Annotated in this window: 16 protein-coding genes, 1 tRNA gene and 1 pseudogene; 3 read left to right on the top strand and 15 right to left on the bottom strand. The window is 63.5% G+C overall.

Going from position 1 to position 19,293, the window contains the following annotated elements:
• Window positions 1-21: 21 nt before the first annotated feature.
• Genes METUNV1_RS03610 through gspG form a run of 8 tightly spaced genes read right to left on the bottom strand, consistent with a single transcriptional unit; the run spans window position 22 to window position 7,939 of the window.
• Entirely contained in the window at window positions 22-2,352 is a 2,331-nt protein-coding gene (locus METUNV1_RS03610) for a secretin N-terminal domain-containing protein (RefSeq protein ID WP_008058940.1), read from the bottom strand.
• Window positions 2,349-2,855, bottom strand: coding sequence for a hypothetical protein (locus tag METUNV1_RS03605; protein ID WP_008058939.1), 507 nt, complete (start codon window positions 2,853-2,855; stop codon window positions 2,349-2,351). Before METUNV1_RS03605 ends, METUNV1_RS03610 begins: the two co-directional genes overlap by 4 nt.
• Window positions 2,852-3,412: a GspMb/PilO family protein gene (locus METUNV1_RS03600; RefSeq protein WP_008058936.1), complete on the bottom strand. Its 561-nt coding sequence runs from the start codon at window positions 3,410-3,412 to the stop codon at window positions 2,852-2,854. The genes METUNV1_RS03605 and METUNV1_RS03600 overlap by 4 nt, the downstream gene beginning before the upstream one ends.
• Entirely contained in the window at window positions 3,409-3,957 is a 549-nt protein-coding gene (locus tag METUNV1_RS03595; protein WP_008058933.1) for a hypothetical protein, read from the bottom strand. Before METUNV1_RS03595 ends, METUNV1_RS03600 begins: the two co-directional genes overlap by 4 nt.
• Window positions 3,954-4,661: a hypothetical protein gene (locus METUNV1_RS03590; RefSeq protein WP_232416270.1), complete on the bottom strand. Its 708-nt coding sequence runs from the start codon at window positions 4,659-4,661 to the stop codon at window positions 3,954-3,956. The genes METUNV1_RS03595 and METUNV1_RS03590 overlap by 4 nt, the downstream gene beginning before the upstream one ends.
• The gene (locus tag METUNV1_RS03585; protein WP_008058930.1) at window positions 4,642-6,339 is read right to left on the bottom strand and encodes a GspE/PulE family protein; all 1,698 of its coding nucleotides are present in this window, start codon (window positions 6,337-6,339) and stop codon (window positions 4,642-4,644) included. The genes METUNV1_RS03590 and METUNV1_RS03585 overlap by 20 nt, the downstream gene beginning before the upstream one ends.
• Window positions 6,336-7,520: a type II secretion system F family protein gene (locus METUNV1_RS03580; RefSeq protein WP_008058929.1), complete on the bottom strand. Its 1,185-nt coding sequence runs from the start codon at window positions 7,518-7,520 to the stop codon at window positions 6,336-6,338. Before METUNV1_RS03580 ends, METUNV1_RS03585 begins: the two co-directional genes overlap by 4 nt.
• 2 nt (window positions 7,521-7,522) lie before the next feature.
• On the bottom strand, window positions 7,523-7,939 hold the full coding sequence (gene gspG / locus METUNV1_RS03575) for a type II secretion system major pseudopilin GspG (RefSeq protein WP_008058928.1): 417 nt from the start codon (window positions 7,937-7,939) through the stop codon (window positions 7,523-7,525).
• A 148-nt stretch (window positions 7,940-8,087) separates the two neighbouring features.
• Here gspG and METUNV1_RS03570 point away from each other — a divergent pair, with 148 nt between their 5' ends.
• Complete coding sequence (locus METUNV1_RS03570) at window positions 8,088-8,657, top strand: lytic transglycosylase domain-containing protein (RefSeq protein WP_008058921.1); 570 nt, start codon at window positions 8,088-8,090, stop codon at window positions 8,655-8,657.
• 78 nt (window positions 8,658-8,735) lie between these two features.
• Window positions 8,736-8,825, top strand: a tRNA-Ser gene (locus tag METUNV1_RS03565).
• A gap of 249 nt (window positions 8,826-9,074) precedes the next feature.
• Here the strand turns inward: METUNV1_RS03565 and METUNV1_RS03560 are convergent.
• The 5 genes and pseudogenes from METUNV1_RS03560 to METUNV1_RS03540 all read right to left on the bottom strand — a co-directional run.
• The gene (locus METUNV1_RS03560) at window positions 9,075-9,938 is read right to left on the bottom strand and encodes a DUF7281 domain-containing protein (protein WP_008058919.1); all 864 of its coding nucleotides are present in this window, start codon (window positions 9,936-9,938) and stop codon (window positions 9,075-9,077) included.
• Complete coding sequence (locus METUNV1_RS03555; RefSeq protein ID WP_008058916.1) at window positions 9,935-11,152, bottom strand: hypothetical protein; 1,218 nt, start codon at window positions 11,150-11,152, stop codon at window positions 9,935-9,937. The genes METUNV1_RS03560 and METUNV1_RS03555 overlap by 4 nt, the downstream gene beginning before the upstream one ends.
• On the bottom strand, window positions 11,149-11,778 hold the full coding sequence (locus tag METUNV1_RS03550; RefSeq protein WP_043358945.1) for a condensin complex protein MksE: 630 nt from the start codon (window positions 11,776-11,778) through the stop codon (window positions 11,149-11,151). The genes METUNV1_RS03555 and METUNV1_RS03550 overlap by 4 nt, the downstream gene beginning before the upstream one ends.
• Entirely contained in the window at window positions 11,771-15,394 is a 3,624-nt protein-coding gene (locus METUNV1_RS03545) for an ATP-binding protein (RefSeq protein ID WP_157257862.1), read from the bottom strand. The genes METUNV1_RS03550 and METUNV1_RS03545 overlap by 8 nt, the downstream gene beginning before the upstream one ends.
• A 213-nt stretch (window positions 15,395-15,607) precedes the next feature.
• Window positions 15,608-15,796 (bottom strand): annotated as a pseudogene (locus tag METUNV1_RS03540) (transposase); the annotation flags it as partial.
• On the opposite strand from METUNV1_RS03540, the gene METUNV1_RS03535 reads away from it, so the two are divergent.
• Window positions 15,796-16,431 (top strand): transposase, encoded by a 636-nt coding sequence (locus METUNV1_RS03535; protein WP_008058910.1) that lies wholly within the window; start codon window positions 15,796-15,798, stop codon window positions 16,429-16,431. The pseudogene METUNV1_RS03540 and the gene METUNV1_RS03535 sit on opposite strands and share 1 nt — an antisense overlap.
• A 360-nt stretch (window positions 16,432-16,791) precedes the next feature.
• On the opposite strand, the gene METUNV1_RS03530 is transcribed toward METUNV1_RS03535, so the two are convergent.
• Both METUNV1_RS03530 and METUNV1_RS03525 read right to left on the bottom strand, forming a co-directional pair.
• A complete protein-coding gene (locus METUNV1_RS03530; RefSeq protein ID WP_008058909.1) occupies window positions 16,792-18,864 on the bottom strand; it encodes a VC_2705 family sodium/solute symporter in 2,073 nt (690 codons plus the stop codon).
• Between the two features lie 2 nt (window positions 18,865-18,866).
• Window positions 18,867-19,127, bottom strand: a complete 261-nt coding sequence (locus tag METUNV1_RS03525) for a DUF4212 domain-containing protein (RefSeq protein WP_008058908.1) — start codon at window positions 19,125-19,127, stop codon at window positions 18,867-18,869.
• Window positions 19,128-19,293: the final 166 nt, after the last annotated feature.

The raw sequence follows: 19,293 nt of genomic DNA, 5'->3' as shown, positions 1-19,293 counted from the left end.
CACTGAAATTGCAGGCGTTCCTTACGGACCCTTCACCACGATATCGACCGGCGACGGCGGATTGACCTGCAGCGGATTGCCGTCCGGCGCCACGGCCATCACATTGCCGACCTGGATGCCGGTGGCCCCGGCCGGCGCATTCGGCAGCGCACGGAAACGCAGTTCCGCCCTCACCTCCTGACCGGAACCGCTCAGGGTGAGCGCGACCCGCCCCGGGGCGCTGACATTGCCCTGCGGCGTCAGCACGTTCGGGTCATAGGCCAGTTCGATCACCGCGCTTCTCACCCCGCCCGGCGCACTGAGCGACACGATGACGCCGGCCTCGCCGCCCGGCGTCACTTCACCGGAAGACTGCATGCGCAGTTCGGCCGCGCCCTCTTCTTCAGGCGGCACGACGTCCGGCACCGGTGCGGCCTCCGGCTGCGGCATGCGCGACGGCACCGGCAGTGTCGCCGGCGCACCGGGCACCGCGCCACCGCCGCTGCTCAGCCTCATCCCCTGATCCTTTCCGCCCGACCGCACCGACAGCGCGGCAGCGCCCACCGCCGCCTCGGTACCTGCCGGCAGCGCGGGCGAAATGTGCGCCGGCCGGCTCAGATTGCGCACGATGCGCGGCGTGATGAGCAGGACGATTTCGGTCTTGTTGTTGCTGCCGCGTTCGCTGGAAAAGAGCTTGCCGATCAGCGGCAGATGACCCAGACCGGGCAGACGCGACGCGCTGGTGCGCTCCTCGTCCGAGATCAGGCCGGCGAGGATCTGCGTTTCGCCGTCCTTCAGCCGCAGCGCGGTCGCGGTCGAGCGGGTACCGACCTGATAGGCGAGCGAGCTTTGCGGGCCGGTCACTTCCTTGACGATGCTGGACACCTCCATCGACATCTTGATGTCGACGTCGTCCTCCGGATGGATCAGCGGCTCGACGTCGAGCTTGAGGCCCACGTCGAGATAGGTGACCGACGCCGACACGCCGACGTTGGCGGTCGAGGTCGTGGTAAACACCGGCAGCTTCTCGCCGATATGCACCTTGGCCTTTTCCTTGTTCTTCACCCGGATGCGCGGATTGGCCAGCAGGTTGGCCGCGCCGTCGGTGGCCTTCAGATTCAGGATCAGACCAGGATTGCTGACATAGGGCACCACCAGCCCGTTGGTGTCCTTCAGATTGATATTGCCTTGCAGCAACTGGCCGCCCAGCGTGGTTGTGGTCGTGATCCCGGCTGCCGTGCTGACCGAGTTGCTGATGTTCGGCGTCAGGATGCCGTAGCCGATCTGGTCCGGGAAATCGATGCCCAGTTCCTTCATCTTGTTGCTGCTGACCTCCAGCACCTCGACTTCCAGCATCACTTCCGGCTCGGCTACATCGACCGATTCGACCAGCTGTTCGGCCAGTTTCACCGCGTCGACGGTGTCCTTCATCACGATCACGTTCAGCCGCTCGTCGATGTAGATGTCCTTGGTCTTGACGACGGTCTTGATCAGGTTCTGCACCTGCTTGGCCTCGGCATTGACCAGGAAGAAGGTGCGGGTGACCAGCTCCTTGTACTCGCGCACCTTGGCGGCGGTGTTCGGATAGATGAGCACCGTGTTTTCCGACAGCACCGCGCGCTCGAGCTGGTTGGTGATCAGGATGAGGCGCATCACCTCGGCCACGGTCGTGTTGCGCACGAACAGCGTCACCTTGATATCCGGGCGCACGTCCTTGTCGAACACGAAATTGATGCCGGTCGAACGGGCGATCGCCTCGAACACGTTGCGCATCGAGGTATCGCGGAACTCCAGCGTCACCGTCTTCTGGAACATGTCGCCCAGCACGGCCGGCGCCTGCTGCTTCGGCCGCGTTTCCTCGATCTGGCGCAGCAGTTCACGTGCACCGGCATGACCCGCGTCCTGTGCCAGCACGTTGCGCGCCCGCGCCTCGGCACCGGCCACGTCCTTGCGCGCGAACATCGTCCGGGCATCGGCCACCATCGCGTCATGCTTCACGCCGCGTATCAGCTGGTCCCGCATCGCCAGCGCGCGCGGGCTGCGCGGGTCTGTCGCGAGTACGCGGTCGAGCGCCGCGTTAGCCTGTTCGCGATTGCCGGCAGCCCGGGCCGCCTCTGCCTGGGCTAACCCGCGCGCCACCGCCAGTTCCCGCTGCCGCATCAGCGTCGCGCGAATTTCCGCGTTGTCCGGTGACTGCCGGGCGGCCTGTTCGAACAGGCTGAGCGCCCTGTCCTGCTCGCCGGCCATCAGCGCCTGGCGGCCGTCCTCGAAGGCCTTGTTGGTGGCGCAGCCACCGACCGTCAGCAGCAGCAGGGCGAAGGTGACCGCGTACAGGCGGCGGAGTAGCGATGCGCTCATGGCAGGTGCGCTCATTTCGTGTTTCCGGTGGACAGTGTCTGCCGCTGCTTGAGCGGCTCGAACAGGAAGGTGATGGCGGTCGGGCCGACCGACTCGACCCGGTACTGGTTGTTCAGCAGATCGCCCTGACGCGCGACCAGCACGCGCTCGCCGTGGGTCAGGAACACCACGGTGGAACTGCCTTCGGTCATGCGGCCCTGATAGCGGAAGGGCAGCGGCGGCGCCATCGGGGGCGGCGGCGGTGCCGGTCGTGTACTGGCCGGCGGCGGGGGCGGCAGGAAACTGTGCGGCGCGAAGAGGTCGTGCCCGACCTCAGCCGCGACGCGGGCCGGGGCCGCAGCCAGCAGCGCACCGTCGTCAGCGGCCGCCGGCGGCGTGGCGCGCGGGCTGCCACTGCCCGCGCTGCGAACCGCGCGGGGTGCCGCAACGGTGTCATCGGTCACCGCCTCGTCCTGCTGCGACACATAGGCCACGGCCAGCAGCGTAATCGCCAGCGCAGCGAGCAGACCGCGGTTCATGGCGCGTCCTTCATGACGATGGACACCCGTACCGTCGCTTCGACCGCGTCGCGGCCCACATCCTCGCGGCGCAGATTCACGTCCTCGACCAGCACCGACGGCGACAGCCGCTGGATGTCGGCCAGCCAGGTGCGCAGCGCCGGATAGCTGCCACGCAACGGGAACAGATATTCCTGCCGGGCGTAACCCGAGCCGAGCGGCTGGGATTCGCGGCTTTCCACCCGGGCCAGCGACAGCTTGCCTGCGGTCGCCAGCCGGGACAGGTCGGCCAGCAGCGAAGGCAGCCGGCTGCGCTCGACCAGCGCGGCGTCGAAACGCTCCACCTGTTCGCGTGGCGACTCCACGGTCACGCCCTGCGCCACCTTGCGCGCCAGCGCATCGCGCTCGGCTTCAAGCGTCAGGCGTTCCGCCTGCAGCGGCGCACTGGCTCCGAGATGCAGTGCCAGCGCAAAGGCCAGCAGTCCGGCACCCAGCGCGCCCGCCCAGCCGGCCCGCGCGACCGCATGGGTCAATCGGGTCTGCAGCACGCCCATGCCCGCCTCGCCCCGGGCCTTCATGCCCGCCTCCAGTTCAGTCGCAGCGAAAAGGCCACCACCTGCACACCCTCGCGCTGCTTGAATTCGAACACCTCGATGCGCGGCGCGGCGAGCACGCCAGCCGCGCCGAAGGATTCGGCGTAGGCGAACAGCGCGTCGAGATCCTTGGCTTCGCCGGTCACCCGAAGCTGCCCGCGGGTCGCGTCCGGTTCGACCGACAGCAGCGCGACCTGGGCATGTTCGCCGGCACGCGCTTCCAGCGCGGCAAACAGCGGCTGCCAGTCACGCGCCATCTGCTGCGACAGCTTGCGCGCCACCTCGAAACGGGCACGCAGCGCCGGATCTTCCTGTTCGCGCCGGGCCAGCACCCGGGCCTGTTCGGCCGCGCGGGCGGCGCGGCGATTGTCCAGCCGCAGCGCCTCGACCTCCCCGGTCAGTACCTGATGCGTTTCGAACACCCACAGTCCGGCGGCCACGCCGAGCGCCAGCACCAGCCAGCCCAGCCAGCCGGGCGCGCGACGGCGGACGACGAAATCGAGTTCCGGCAGCGGCGGACGACGGCTCATCGGTCGGCTCCCGCCACGCACTGCCAGCCCCGCGGCAGGCTTACCGCCGGCATGCCGCGCAGGAACAGCCGGCCGCCATCCAGATCACCGTCGAAGGCCGCGAGCCGGCGTTCGAGCACGGTGGCCAGCCCGGCCGGGTCGCTCATCGCCTCGCCGCGCACGTGCAGCCAGCGGCCGCCGGACCAGAGGCCCAGGCACAGCCAGCCGTGACTCAGTTCGGCATAGCCGCCGAGCGCCGCGTCACCGCGCAGCGCCGCGTAACCGCGCAGCCAGGCCGGCTGCACGCTCTGCAGTCTCAGTCCGCGCGCCGTAGTCCAGGCCTGCAGGTGCTGCAGCACACCGGCGTCCAGCGCGCAGGCCAGCACGGTCGATGCCGGCCGGTCGTCCCAGGCCACCGCCCAGCCCTGGGCCGCGCTGCCGAACACCTCGGCCATGCGCGCGCGTACCAGCGCCGCGCGCTCTTCGCGGCCCGACACGGCGGGCGGAATGTCGATCACCTGCCAGCGCACCCACGCATTGTCGATGCCGACCGACAGCGCGGCGCGTCTCGGCGTGGCGGCCGGCGGCAGCGCATCGAGCGCGGCGGGCAGGGCCTGCAGCGCCAGTACCTGAGCGGAGGCATGCAGCACCTGCCCCGCGCGCGCGAGCTGCAGTCCGTGCGGGCCCAGATCGAGCTGGAGCGCCCTAGACGACAAAAGTGACACGGTTCAATTCCGCGAGGCTGGTTTCACCGTTGGCCACCAGGGCCAGTCCGGCTTCGCGCAGGGTGCGCGTGCCGCGCGCCCGCGCGGCCTCCTTCAGTTGCCGCATCGGTGCGCGGGTGACGATGAGCTCGCGCAGTTCGTCGTCCAGCACCAGCAGTTCGGCGATCGCACGCCGGCCCTTGTAGCCGGTACCGCGGCAGTGGCCGCAGCCGGTGCCGGCGCGGAAATCGTAGCCGCCGGCACCGATCAGGCCGGCCAGACCGGATTCTTCCAGCAGGGCTGCGTCCGGCACCTGCGGCACCGCACAGTGCCGGCAGTTCAGGCGCAGCAGGCGCTGAGCCACGATGCCGTTCAGCGCCGACACGAGGTTGTACGGGTCCACGCCCATGTGCAGGAAGCGGCCGATCACGTCAAACACGTTGTTGGCGTGAACCGTGGTCAGCACCAAGTGACCGGTCAGCGCCGCCTGCACCGCGATCTCGGCGGTTTCGCCGTCACGGATCTCGCCCACCATGATCTTGTCCGGGTCGTGGCGCAGCACCGAACGCAGGCCGCGCGCGAAGGTGAGGCCCTTCTTCTCGTTCACCGGAATCTGCAGCACGCCCGGCAGCTGGTACTCGACCGGGTCCTCGATGGTGATGATCTTGTCGAGGCCGTGGTTGATTTCGCCGATGGTGGCGTACAGCGAGGTGGTCTTGCCGGAACCGGTCGGGCCGGTCACCAGCAGCATGCCGTAGGGCTCGGCGGCCAGCTTGCGCATGGCGGCGCGCGCGATGTCGTCAAAGCCCAGGCTTTCCAGCGTGAGCGCCTGCAGCTCTTCGGTCAGGTGTTCCTTGTCCAGCACCCGCAGCACGGCGTCCTCACCGTGCACGCTGGGCATGACCGACACCCGCAGATCGATGTCGCGGCCGGCATAGGCCACCTTGAAACGGCCGTCCTGCGGCACGCGGCGCTCGGCGATGTCCAGTTCGGCCAGCACCTTGATGCGCGAAATCACCTGCTCCGCGGTATCGGCACCGGCGATCTGGCCGATGCGCACCATCACGCCGTCGACCCGATACTTCACCTGCATGCCGGCGGGCACCGATTCCAGATGGATGTCTGACGCGCCCTGCTTCAGCGCGTCGTACAGCGTGGAATTGACCACCCGCACCACCGGGCTCGAATCATCGGCGATGCGTGCCAGCGACAGCACCTCGGCGGCGCTGCTGCCGGCCTGGGCGTTCTCGTCGAGCAGACCGGCGGACGCTCGCTGACTGTCCTCGAAGCGGGCGAGCGCTGCGGTGATGTCGTCGCGGGTGGCCAGACACAGCTCGAAGCGGTCGTGCAGCGCGGCGGCCAGCCAGTCCTGCAGCGCGAGGTCGTAGGGGTCGGCCACCACCGCGATACGCCCGCCGCCGGCATCCTCTGCCACCGCCACCGAGCGCGACAGCGCCTCGGAAAAGCGGATGCTGCCCAGATTCATGGCCAGTGAATTGAGATCGGCGCTGCGCAGCGCAGGCACGCCGAGCCGACTGGCCACGCGGTCGCGCATGTCCTCCGGCGACGCACCGGACAGGTCGATCAAAGCCTGCATGACCGAGCCGCGGCCGGCGCGCGCCCGGGCACGCGCCAGCAGATCAGGCGACAGTTCGGTCACCGGGATCGAAGGGGGCGGTGTGAGGGGCTGCGCGCTCATTGCAGACTTTCCGCAAGCTGGAAGATGGGCAGATACATGAGCACCACGACGCCGCCGATGGCCAGGCCGATCACCAGCATGAGCAGCGGCCCGAACAGGCGGGTCGCACGGTCCAGCCAGCGGGTCATCTCTTCGTCATGGAAGGCGGCAATGCGCTCCATCATGTCGCCCAGATTGCCGGCCCGCTCGCCGACGCGCAGCATGCGCGAGGCGACCGCGGTGCTCAGGTCGTTGTCGGTGAAGGCATCGGACGCCGCCCTGCCCTCGCGGATGGCGAGCAGCGCGCGGGTAAGGCTCTGCTGCATCGGAATTGGCAGCAGTTCGCGCACCAGTTCGAGCGACTGCACCACCGGTATGCCGCCGCGCAGCAGCATGCCCACGGTGCGGAAGAAACGGGCCAGACGGAATACCCGCATGCGGCTGCCGATGCCCGGCATCCGCTCGAACTGCGCCAGCAGGCCCTGACGGACTGCCGGCTGGCCGAAGGTCCAGACCAGTGAGGCGACCACGGCCACGAAGCCCAGGCCCAGCACTGCCGAATGCGCCTTCACGAAATGCCCCCAGGCCAGCAGCCATTGCGACGCCAGCGGCAGTTCGGTCGAAATGTCCTCATACACCTTGGAAAATTCGGGCACCACGAATACCAGCAGGAACAGCACCACCAGCATGCCCACCACCAGCAGGATGACCGGATAGGTGGCAGCGGCGACCAGCTTGCCGCGCAGGCTGTCCAGCTGTTCGCTGTAGGCGACGTAGCGCTCCAGCGCCTGGTCGAGATCGCTGGTCCGTTCGGACGCGCGCACCATGGCCACCAGCAGATCCGGAAAGATGGCGTTCTGCGCCGACATCGCCATCGACAGCGTCTTGCCCTGGCGCAGCGCGTCGATCAGCGCGGTCAGTACGGTACGCGACAGCGTGCGCCCCTCCTTCTCGGCCATCACCTCCAGCCCCTCGACCAGCGACAGGCCGGAGCGCAGCAGCGCCAGCAGTTCCTGACAGAACAGCAGCACCGGAAAGCGCTGTCTTCCGGGCGCCCAGGCGAGGGATCGCGCACGCGCGACCGACAGCACGACCAGGCCGTCGGCCTGTGCCTGCGCGCGCGCCGACATTTCGTCGGCCGCGTCGATCTGCAGCTGGATGATGCGCTGGGTGACGTCAAGCGCGCGGATGCGGAACTGCATTGTCACCAGTTCGTGATGTCGGCCGCTTCGTCGGTGCCGCCCGGCTGACCGTCCTTGCCGAGCGAGCTCAGGTCGTACTCGCCGTGCTCACCCGGTGCCTTATATATATAGGGACGTTCCCACGGATCGAGCGGCACCGCCTTCTTCAGATAGGGACCGGACCACTTGGTCGCGGTGGACGGCCGCTCGGTCAGTGCCTTCAGACCCTCTTCTGTCGTGGGGTAGCGGCCGTTATCCAGACGGTACTGATCGAGCGCCTTTTCCAGCCCGTCGATCTGTGCCCGGGCCGCCTTCACTTCGGATTTGCCGATCTGGCTGAAGAAGCGCGGTCCGACGTAACCGGCGAGCAGTCCGATGATGACCATCACCACCAGCAGTTCGAGCAGCGTGAAACCGGCGTGGCGAGTATTTCTGTGCATGGGGCGGATCCTGTGCATACGATGGAAATCGCGTCATGATGGTGCAGCCTTGAGCATGCACTCTGAACGCCATGTGACAACGCGACTGTAAGCATTCGGACGCGGAATTGAAACTTTGCGGATTCTAGACCCGCTGTATTGCCCCCAGATGAACACGCCCCGCACCGCCTGCCTGATGATCGCTGCACTGTTCGCCTGCTCGCTTGCACGCGCGGATGTATATGTGCGCGAGGACGCGGGCGGTGCGCTGCACCTGACCGATGCGCCGCAGGAGGCGGGCTTCGAACTGCTGATAGACGTACCGGACGCCGGCCTGCCGCCCCTGGCCCCGAACGTCCGCTATCCGGAAAGCATCGCGCGCGCCGCCCGCGCCTCGGGGGTGGATCCGCATCTGCTGCACGCGGTCATTTCGGTCGAATCCGGCCATAACGCCCGCGCGGTGTCGCCCAAGGGCGCCGCCGGCCTGATGCAGCTTATGCCGGACACCGCGCGCCGCTACGGCGTCGCCGACCGCTTCGATCCTGACCAGAACGTGATGGGCGGCGCCCTCTACCTGCGCGACCTCATGCTGCGCTTCGACAACCGGCTGGAACTGGTGCTGGCGGCCTACAACGCTGGCGAAGGTGCAGTCGAACGCCACGGCCGCGTCATTCCGCCCTACGCCGAAACCCGTCGCTATGTACCGCGGGTGATCGAGCGCTATCGGCGGAAGATGTGAGCCCCGCACGCCGACCGCCGCCGGGCCTCACGGATGCGGCAAACATCGGGGCTTTCTGCTATAGTCGCGCGCTTTCGCGGAGAGGTGGATGAGTGGTTTAAGTCGCACGCCTGGAAAGCGTGTTTAGGTGAAAGCCTAACGCGGGTTCGAATCCCGCCCTCTCCGCCACAGAGCAAGCAACCAAGCGCCTTTCGGGGCGCTTTTTTGTTGTACCCAGCATCCCCCACCACCCACCGGAAGCGCTTGAGGGTCAGAGCAGGCCGAGCGACTTGTGCCGCTCTCGCGGCGCCGGTTTGGCCATCAAGCATTCAGCCGGATACTGTTGCGACCACGAAACTGAATCGCCCACTGTCTTCGCACCTTCTCGCATGTGCGTATTGCCCAGGTGGTACTGGCTCAAATTATGAGCCCAATCAGCTATTTTGCGTGGCGATGAAAATACTCTTGTGGAAGCGCCTTGCCAGCCGCATCGATGACATGCCACAGAGGAGCCATACGGGGGTCCCCTTGAATCCGCTGCATAGCGTGAGCCGCCATCGCCACTTGCTCGAGATAGCGCTTGGCAATACCACTGGCCTGGATAATTTCCGCCAATTCCTTCAAAGAGGGGGCCAACACCGTATCCAGTCTTGGCAAGCGAGACGCAATGACCAGGCCGGCGGGATCAAAATCAACAAACGCGATAACCGGCAGCCCCGTACCGCTAACCAGCGCATGAACAGCATCTGCTCGCGCGCCACCTTGGGTATCGCCACGATAAATCACAAGCGGATCGTGCGCGGACAAATTGCCCATCACTTCCGGACCTACCGTATGGAGGTCATCAAAGGTTTGTAGGTTCTCGACGATCAGCAGGGCATCGTGGCCGATTTCACTCTCGAGAACTGCGCTCAGATCCAGCCCAAGATCGGCGCGATTCGGCAGGGACCAGCTACCACCAGCAACCTGCAGAACCCGCCCGGGCAATGTTTTCAACCTCAATCTGCCCTCCCCGACGGTACGACTGGTGAGCTTCTCATCCCTAGCAAGCATCAGACTTTCAGCTCTACCCAAGCCCTTCCAGCTATCGGCTGTCGTCGCCGCCGGATCAATACCCAGCTCTCCCTTGAGGATCCGCCCGATCTCCGCCTTGTGTGCATCATTGAATACTAGGGAACTCCTCTGCCTGACGCCAAGGTTGTACTCAGCACAAAAGGCACTGATTGCTCGCCCGGAGGCGAAGCGGGTGTCCGGGGAATGAAAAATCCGCAGCAAGGTATTGATAAGCCGCTTATCTATCACGCCGGCTCCACATGCACATCACTGACCATGACATTGCCGGTAAATATGGGATCGGGTGACTCCTCGGCGACCACAGCGATTCCGAGCTCTTTCTTCTTTCTTGGCCCGAGATCTTCCAGCACGCATTGCAGCCAGACCGAAACGCTCATGCCGCCGAGGTCGTTGGGGTGGTCGAAATACCACTCCAAGGCGGATGCGCGGACATTCTGCGACTTGCAGGTGGTGATGAGATTCTCGATAGCCCACTGGTAAGGCTTGATCTGAAGGATTACCGACGGGGCAGGATCATCCTCAATCAGTGTTCCGCGAGGTCGCTCAACCGGCAAGCGAAGGGGCGGTGGTGCAATGTCACCCGCGAGATCTGCAAGAGCGTCTGTGTATTCCGAATCTCGCACCCAAGGATGGCTGCGTATTGATAGTCCCGATGCCTTCAGCAGCCAGGGCTGGGGATGAGCGGTTTCGTCCCATTCCTGCAACTCATAAACAGGATGACGCTCAAGATACAGCCATAGGCTACGCACCCGCCGAGTCCGCTCCTCGATTTCGCGGTACTCAAACAGATACTGCTTCAGAATTTCCAGGATGTCGCTCAGATTCTGCCGGAATGAAGGCAGGCGCTCCTGTAGCTGGGCACGGAACATGGCAGCGATGTTCGCAAACGCTCCCTGTGTCTGAATCCGCTCGCCCAGATCGGAAAGGGTGAAGAGTTCAATTGCCCGTACTACCTTTTCCGTGCGGCCAATGTAATAGGCATTCTGGCGTTTCTTCTCGGCCAGGGTGCTCACATTGCCAAAACGGTTTTCGACCAGTGTTCTGAGATGCGCCAGATCGGCTGCCAGGTTGTCGGATATCTCATAGATGGACTGACGGATCTCATCCTCAATCCGCTCGCGGTCTTCCATTTTCCCTTCATGAGCGACATCAAACAGCGCATTCGTCAGCTGCTCCAGCCGCTCAAACGCAACGCCAAGATCGGAGCCAATGCCGTACAGCCGTTCGATATTCAGTGCGGCATCCAGAAAGCGGCGGAAGGTCGTGTGAAGGGTGTAGGCATCGTCGCCGCGCGGGATCAGCACCTTGTGCTGTTGCAATAACTCAATCCCTCGGGCGTTCTCCTCGTCCTTAATCAACTCGCTGTTGTAATAGGCGTGGGAAACCAGATGCTGGTGAGTGGCCAGGCGGCCGATCAGGTGCTTTACACCATCCCGACTCAAAACAACCTCCCAGTCTCGCCCTCGGATTCTTGGTCTTGTGCCTCGCGAATGGCCTGCTCATTTTCGGCGAGGAAATCCACGACTTCGTAGAAGTAATCGATCTTGCCGGTGACTTCGAAGCGGTCGCCCTGGCGATCCGGGATGAGGTAGCCAGTCTTCACCATCTGCTGCAACAACCGATCCAGCAAGGTGCGCAAATTGGCATCACTGGATGCGAACTCTTTCCCCAGCGCCGCGAAGCCCCGCAACATCTCACCCAGATGTGGGTTCTCGGAGATGTGTAGCAGCGTCTTGGGGAAATCGATCACATCGCCCGTACCAAGGGTTCGGTCGGCACGCTGTGCCTGCATGATCAGGTTAAGGAAACCCAGCACAGGCCGAAGCTCGTGTTTCACTTCCTTGAACAGGGATCTGATTTCCGTTCGTTCGCTGGGGCCAACCGCTCTGTGGGCTGCGTAGTACGCCTCGCCATGGGAAGTCGCGGCCAGACGACGGCCGATCTGGGTCAGATAACCGTCCACCTGGCGGCGGGTTGATTCATCCTCCAGAAAGGAAAAGAGATCGGGGTATGCCGTCCGGCAAATAAACGCCCCTTCCAGAAGCTTGATGACCGTCGCTTCAAACATTGGCCACCTCCGGCTGGAACGTTGCAAGGCGACGCCCTTCCTGGATGGCGTACCGATTCTTCAGGAGGGCCAGGATTTCAGGCTCGGGATCGGGGAAGGCGGAAATCAAGTGAATTTGATTGTCCGCCAACATATCCAGTAGAACTCTCACGTTGTCGAGATCAAGATCGCGCAACTCGTCCAAGGCCCAGACCAGTTGTACGGGTTGGCCGGCACGAATCTTGTTGATCAGGCCGACAAACACGACGCAGAGAATGAGATAGGAAAGTCCGTTGCTGGAAGCATCTCGCAGTTGCCCTTCATCTTTTACCGTCTTCTTCGGTTGCCCCGCTTCCTCGATGTCGATTTCCAGACCCAGCAGGTCTTCCAGCTTCACATCCAGGGTATGGCGGCCCTGTAGCCAATCGCTGACCTGATCGACCGCATCAGCGAACGCGGGGCCGGGTAAATCGTTGCTGTCCTTGCCGGCCCACACGCTGTACTCCTCGTCCAGCAGCTTGATTTTTTCCCAACCATCCAAGCCATCGAATGAAGTGGTGATACGCACCGCCACACTGCTGATGAAGCGGAAACGCGTCGATGCCGCCATGTTCTCCTGCAAGTCCTTCGAGAAGATGCCGACTTTGCGCTTGAAACCATCGAGCCGATCATGGAACTCATGGATGCCCGAGGCGAAGTTACGACACTGACTCAAAAGCAACCTGCGGGCATTTTCGTGTTCGGCCTCGAACCATTCTTGCATGGGGGCCACCCACAGGAATGGTGAAGCTCCGTCCTGATCCGGCCCCAACTCCAGACGCTTCTTGTCATAGAACTGATAGGGCGTGGTGCCCGGTGACTCAAAGAATACTCGCTTGATCGGTGCCAACGCCTCTCGAGCTCGCGCTTCCTCACCATGAATATCCAGAAGCAGCCGATCCATATCTGCTTCCAAGGCATCTTGGTCTCGCAGCGGCTTGGCCAGCGGCCCGATGGGATCCGCCGGCCAACGGGTCAGCTTCTCTCGGCGCTTGACCACGAAGCCATGTAGTTTCTCTACCTTGGCCTTTTCCTGATTGACTTGGCTGAGCGCCTTATCCAGCTCGCCATGCTTGATCTCACGAGCCTTGCGGGCCTTGGACTCCTGCTCCAGTAACTGCTGGACACTGGCTTCCGCCACCTTCAATTCAGCTTCTTTCTCTGAGCGGGTTTCCCACTCGGATTTCAGCCAACGCCGCCAATCGCCGACCTTAGCCTCATTGGACCGGGCTTTCTGCAACCTCTCCTGCGCCTCCGACTTCTCCTTCTGAAGCTTCTCGAGCGAAGCGGTGTCGACGCCCTGTGCCTTCAACGCCGAGTCCAACTCCTTATTCAGCGCACCGATGTCCTGATCGCAGGTTGATTTTGCCGATGCAATGACCTGATCAATCTCACCGATGTCGGCTTTAACCTGCGCTTCAATTGCCGCCAAGCGCTTTTTCAGCTCGCTTTCGTGGCTCTGCTTGCGTGCGTTTCGGGTTGATTTGAGTGTGTTCAGGGCCTGCTTATTCTTCTCAACAGATTGCTGGACTTCTTGCAGTTGCTGTCGGGCACGAATGCCGGCCTGACGAATATCCTCTGCCAACGCCCGTTCCGTCGCTTCGAAGGCTGTCTGGCATGACCGTGCTGCATTCGCGGCCTGGACATGAAGGCGTTGCTTGTCGTCAGAGGCCGTTTTCGCCTGGCGGACACGATCGGATTGCGCTTCCAGTTCTTTTTCCTTGGCCTTTGCATCTCGCTGATGGCGCCCGATGGCCCGATCGACTTCCTCGATTTTCTGCCGCAGCACCTCCTCGTCGGCTGCCCTCGGAACATCGAGCGCAGCCAGATCCAGGCCGATGCCATACAGAGAAAGGGCATCCTCACTGACCAACGTGGGCGTGAGATCGGTGCGCAACAACAGCTCCTCGGGTACCACCCTTGCGATGTCCCTGGTCCAGTCTGGACGGTTTTCTCGCAAGAAGTGAAGCAACGTGCCTGGTGCGGCGTCTCTGAGCGAGAGCAGGTGCGCCCGCGCCGCTTGATCCTTCTTTTCTCGCTCTCGTAGATCCTGAATCTGGTCATCGATGGCACGGAACGCATCTGTGGCTGCCTGGTGCGCCGTCTTTGCTTCCTCATATGCCGACAGCGCCGTGGCAGCAGCCTCCGCTGCTGTGTCACGCTCAGTGTAAGCCTGCTCTTTGGCTGCGACGACCTGGGGGTTGGCTTGCGGATACTCAGCTGCCTGCTTTAGCCCGCCCAATTGCTCGACCAGCCGCTCCTTCGCGTTGCTGATCGCTTCTTCCTGTCGATCGAATTCCGCGACGATGGCCTGCCATGTCTCATCAGCCGACTGCCGCGCTTGCGCTTCCTCGTCTCGACCTCTGACTCGAATTGGCTCCTTCAGCGCATTCTTTTCTCGCTCCAGCGTATGGAAGGCTTCGATACGCAAATTGCGCATCTCGGCATAACGGTTGGCCAGATTCTGCGACTCTCCGAGTAGCGCCTTCTCCCGCTTGTCTTTCGTTTCCAGATCGTCGGCTAGCTGCGGCAAGGCATCGACCAAACGTGCAAGGCCAGGAAGATCTTCCTTCTCGTAGGCGCGGTATTGCTTATCCAAACCCTGCAGGGTGCCCTTCAGGCTCTTAACCTGCCCTTCGGCCACACCAAGCTGACTGCTGATTTCGCGCAACTGAGCGTTGGTTTGGTCTTCCAGGAGTTGCATTTCGCCCTGGATCTCACCCGCCCTGGATTTTGCCTGCTCGATTGCAGTTTCTTGCACCTGCTGCAGGCGGGCAAAATCGGTGTGAACAAGCTGAAGTTGCCGCGCAGCCGCTTCGTGACGCATTTGCGCTGCCTGGAAATCCTTCATGCGACCGGCCTGTTCCATCACCACTGCGTAGGCTCGGTACTCGCGCACCCAGTCCTTCATGGTCGTCTTGCTGGATTCAAGCCGGATACTGGTCTTGTCATCAACAATGCAGGAGACGATCATCCGTTTAATGTCGCGGAAATTTGTCACCCGCGAAAACATGCCGGTCACGATCTTTTCGACATGGCTCAGACGGCTACCCGGCCCGACGAATGAGAAGTTCGCTGCCAGCGTCCGGTGATCGCGATTTCCAGAAACAGCGTTCTGAATGATGGCCCGGTAATCCGAGAGAGCGGTGATTTGCTCCGAACAGAACTCGCCTCGCTTCCGGATGTGGCGGTTGAGATCGGGGCCAATGACAAGGTCACCAAACTCGTCGCGGAACCGCTCCAAGGCGAATGGTTGATCAATGAAACGGTAGTAAACGCTTTCGCCGGAGCGGGAAGCATGTAACACCACCATGCAGACCTTGCCGCGCCGGCTGTACTCAAACACGATGAAAGAGGTGGTGTGGGGCAGGTAGTACTGCACAAAGGACTGATTAACGCCTCCGCCCTGCACCAGCTTGTTCGGGCTTTCCCCATAGAACAAGGGAATCAGTCGCAGCAGCGACGTCTTGCCCACGCCATTCGCTCCTGTGAGGGAGGTATGGCCATCAAGCTTCAATTCAGTGATGGCGCCTTTGCGGTAGGCATCAATGAGAATGAGCCGCCGCAGGGCAAAATAATCAGCTTCCGACGTGTTCAACAATGATCACTACCTCCCTTTACGAGCCCCCACCATAACGACGCTGTAAAAATACCCTCGTTCCGGGGCAAGCGGTTGCATCCGGCCTTGGCCGGTCCGAAGTCGTTCATCCTCATTTCAGTCTCTCGATCTTCGTTTCATCGTCGTCTCCTGACCTCAGCCCTTGCCAGTGACCGGCGCGATGCCGTCGTCGTGGCCCGTCCGCGAGCTTACCTAATTTGCGTAGCCGTGATGCCCGAGCTTTTCGATGTTGTGCACCAAGCAGTACAGCTTCCACTGCCCATCCACCTTTGTGCGCCCGCGCAGCGTGAAGCGGGTGAGCCGCTTGTTGTGCCGCAGGTTGCCGAACACCGGTTCTACCGTGGCGAAGCGCGCGGCGATCATCCGTTTGCCTTCCGTGGATGATCGAGGCCTGGGCCAGTCACAAGAGCTTCGTGTCGAAGGACGGCAGTGGTCCGGACAGGCCTGCCGGGCGCAACCCGGAAACCGACTTCAAAGGCAACAAGCGCAGCAACGCCACGCACCAGAGCACAACCGACCCGCAGGCGTGGCTCTACAAGAAGGGCGAGTTCGCAGAAGCGAAGCTGCGCGACATGACGCACGCACTGTCCGAGAACCGAAAAGGGCTCGTCGTCGATGTCGAGAGTACCCAGGCTACGGGTCGTGCCGAGTGGGAGGCTGCTATCCGGATGATCGATCGCAGCGTGCGCAAACCGGGTGCGACGGTGGGTGCGGACAAAGGCTATGACACGGCCGAGTTCGTGGCCGCACTCGAACGACGCGGCATCAAGGCGCACGTGGCGCGCAAGGTCAGCGGCAGCGCCGTCGATGGACGCATGGCGCGTGGCAAGAGTTACGCGATGAGCCTGCGCAGGCGGAAGATGATCGAAGAGGCCTTCGGCTGGATCAAGACGGTAGGTGGTTTGCGCAAGACGCGGCATAAGGGGCTGGAGAAGCTCTCGGGTCAGGCGCTGTTTGCGTTCGCGGCGTACAACCTGACCCGAATGCTGAGCCTGATGAGAGTGGCTGCCGCGTAGAGGAAATAGATGCGTCCGCTGCCTCGCGAGCAGCGGGATGCGAGGGTGAGAGAGCCCTGATCACACGCCATGGCGCACTTCCGGTGCCGGAAAAAACGAGCGGAAGGACATGATCAGGAAGGATTCAAGGGTTTCTCACCAGCCTGTTAGGGTCAGGTGTCCACCGAAAAGGGGCAACTTCATACTTCCGCCGCCACCCATCGAAGGCCCGCAGATCTCCGTCCATCAGGAGCTCGCGGGCTTATTGTTTGGCGCACTCCATAGACAGCACAAGGCCCGCTTTTGGCGGGCCTTGTCCGTTGCGTCTGCCGGCTTGACGCGGGTTGCGGCGCCGGTCTGTCGTATGGCGGGGTGTTGCCTTCAGTGGTGATCGACTCCGCCGCCTCTCGGCAGCTGACGGGGCGATTCGCCCAGATTGGGATAGCGGACGTACTGCACCAGCGCGCGGGTGTCCTCGTCCGGCGCGCGCGTTAGCAGGCTCACTACGATGAGCACCGCGAAGCCGAGCGGAATGCCGAAGATGCCGCAGGAAATCGGTTCGATGCCGAACCACGCATTCGCGCTGTCGCCGCCAAAGAAGGGATGGGTGGTGGCGGCGTAATAGATGCACATGCCCAGGCCGGCCATCATGCCGGCGACCGCGCCGGCCTTGTTCGCCCGCGCCCAGAACACGCCGCACACGAGCGCCGGGAAGAAGGCGGAAGCCGCGATCGAGAAGGCCAGCCCGACCATCAGCAGGATGTTGTCCGGCTTCAGCGAGGCGGTGTAGGCGGCCACCAGCGCCACCACCAGCAGCAGCGCCTTCGAGATGACCAGCCGGCGCTGGGTGGAGGCGTCCGGGTCGATCACCTTGTAATACATGTCGTGCGACATCGCGTTGGCGATGGTGAGCAGCAGGCCGTCCGCGGTCGACAGCGCCGCAGCGAGGCCGCCGGCCGCCACCAGGCCGGAAATCACGTAGGGCAGACCGGCGATTTCCGGCGTGGCGAGCACGATCACGTCGGTATTCAGCGTCAGTTCGGCCAGCTGCAGGATGCCGTCGGCGTTGATGTCGTCGATCTTGACCAGCCCGACCTTGCCCCAGGACGCGACCCAGCCGGGCAGTGTCGAAATGGTGGAGCCGACCAGATTGGTATAGACCTCCCACTTCGCGAACACCGCATAGGCCGGCGCGGTCACGTACAGCAGGAAAATGAAGAACAGCGACCAGAACACCGAGTCGCGCGCCTCCTTCACGCTGGGCGTGGTGTAGTAGCGCATCAGGATGTGCGGCAGCGAGGCGGTGCCCACCATGAGCACGATGACCAGCGCGATGAAGTTCAGCCGCTTTACCGAGGCGTCGGCTTCATCACGGCCGGCGTGGGCGGCGGTGTGCGGCAGCGGCGGCTTGGCCTTGCTTTCCGCGAGCCGGCGCGCCTCGCCCCACTTGCGGCGCGCATCCGCCTCGGTCTTCGGCATGTTGCGCAGAGCCATCTCGGCAGCCGCGATCTGTTTCGCCGGCGCATTGGCCGCCTTCAGCGCGTCGAGCTTGGCGGTGAGCTTCGCGCGCTCGGCGTCGAGCGACGCCGGCAGCCCGCGTATCTTCTCTTCGTAGTCGTGGGCGCGCGCCTTGAACAGCGCGTTCGCCTCCAGCTCCTTGGGCGACGCGAACAGCTCGCTTTCCTTGGCCGACAGCTTCTGCAGCACCTGACCGTACATGGCCTGCGGCACCGGCACGCCGGTCACCTTGGTGGACAGGATGACCACCGGCAGCAGGTAGGCAATGATGAGAATGATGTACTGCGCCACCTGGGTCCAGGTCACCGCGCGCATGCCGCCGAGGAAGGAGCACACCAGGATGCCGGCCAGCCCGACGAACACGCCGACCTCGAATTCGAGGCCGACAAAACGGCTGGTGATGAGGCCGACGCCGTAGATCTGGGCCACCACATAGGTGAAGGAGGCGAGGATGGCGGCGACCACGCCTATCATCCGCGCGAGGTTGCCGCCATAGCGCGCACCGAGGAAATCCGGAATCGTGAATTCGCCGAACTTGCGCAGATAGGGCGCGAGGAAGAGCGCGACCAGACAGTAGCCGCCGGTCCAGCCCATGACGAAGGCGAGGCCCTGGTAGCCGCTGAAATAGAGCGTGCCGGCCATGCCGATGAAGGACGCGGCGGACATCCAGTCCGCGCCGGTGGCCATGCCGTTGAACAGCGCCGGCACCCGGCGGCCGGCCACGTAGTACTCGGCCACGTCGGCGGTACGGCTCATGACGCCGATGGCCGCATACAGCGCGATCGACGCGAACAGGAAGGTGTAGCCGATCCACTGCGAAGACATGCCCAGCTGCTCGCCCACCGCCAGCAATGCGACGAACACGACGAAGCCGCCGGTGTACCAGCCGTACATCTTCTTCAGCTGCTGGCGGAACGTGCCCTGTGAATGCGGCATGGTCAGGCGTCCTCGTTCACGCCGTATTCGTGATCGAGGCGGTTCATCGCCCAGGCGTAGTAGCCGATCAGCAGCACGTAGACGATGAGCGAACCCTGCGCGCCCATGTAGAAGGCCAGTGGCCAGCCGAAGAAGGAAATGTCGTTCAGCTCGCGCGCGAAATAGATGGGCAGGAAAGTGACCGCAAACCAGATCGCGAGCAGGGTCGCGGTCATGCGCAGGTTACGGCGCCAGTACGCCCGGTGCCGCTCGGACAGCTGCATTCAGGTTCTCCTCCTGTGGCGGATGCCAGACCGGGTCATTGCCCGGACTTGTTGTCGTCATGCGGATGCCGGCGCCGGGCGCACGATGCCTGCATGACGTGACGCACATCATGCAGTCCAATCTTACGAGCCGCTTACAGCGCGGGAACTTGCGCGCCGCAACATG

This window comes from Methyloversatilis universalis FAM5, assembly GCF_000214035.2.
Taxonomy (GTDB): Bacteria; Pseudomonadota; Gammaproteobacteria; order Burkholderiales; family Rhodocyclaceae; genus Methyloversatilis; species Methyloversatilis universalis.
Note: the sequence above shows the minus strand (reverse complement) of the source record. Positions and strands in the feature narration are given on the sequence as shown.

What these genes read in the sequence shown, in the direction of transcription:
- METUNV1_RS03610 (WP_008058940.1), bottom strand. Translation starts at nt 2,352, where the DNA reads ATGAGCGCACCTGCCATGAGCGCATCGCTACTCCGCCGCCTGTACGCG.
- METUNV1_RS03605 (WP_008058939.1), bottom strand. Translation starts at nt 2,855, where the DNA reads ATGAACCGCGGTCTGCTCGCTGCGCTGGCGATTACGCTGCTGGCCGTG.
- METUNV1_RS03600 (WP_008058936.1), bottom strand. Translation starts at nt 3,412, where the DNA reads ATGAAGGCCCGGGGCGAGGCGGGCATGGGCGTGCTGCAGACCCGATTG.
- METUNV1_RS03595 (WP_008058933.1), bottom strand. Translation starts at nt 3,957, where the DNA reads ATGAGCCGTCGTCCGCCGCTGCCGGAACTCGATTTCGTCGTCCGCCGT.
- METUNV1_RS03585 (WP_008058930.1), bottom strand. Translation starts at nt 6,339, where the DNA reads ATGAGCGCGCAGCCCCTCACACCGCCCCCTTCGATCCCGGTGACCGAA.
- METUNV1_RS03580 (WP_008058929.1), bottom strand. Translation starts at nt 7,520, where the DNA reads ATGCAGTTCCGCATCCGCGCGCTTGACGTCACCCAGCGCATCATCCAG.
- gspG (WP_008058928.1), bottom strand. Translation starts at nt 7,939, where the DNA reads ATGCACAGAAATACTCGCCACGCCGGTTTCACGCTGCTCGAACTGCTG.
- METUNV1_RS03570 (WP_008058921.1), top strand. Translation starts at nt 8,088, where the DNA reads ATGAACACGCCCCGCACCGCCTGCCTGATGATCGCTGCACTGTTCGCC.
- METUNV1_RS03550 (WP_043358945.1), bottom strand. Translation starts at nt 11,778, where the DNA reads ATGTTTGAAGCGACGGTCATCAAGCTTCTGGAAGGGGCGTTTATTTGC.
- METUNV1_RS03535 (WP_008058910.1), top strand. Translation starts at nt 15,796, where the DNA reads ATGATCGAGGCCTGGGCCAGTCACAAGAGCTTCGTGTCGAAGGACGGC.
- METUNV1_RS03530 (WP_008058909.1), bottom strand. Translation starts at nt 18,864, where the DNA reads ATGCCGCATTCACAGGGCACGTTCCGCCAGCAGCTGAAGAAGATGTAC.
- METUNV1_RS03525 (WP_008058908.1), bottom strand. Translation starts at nt 19,127, where the DNA reads ATGCAGCTGTCCGAGCGGCACCGGGCGTACTGGCGCCGTAACCTGCGC.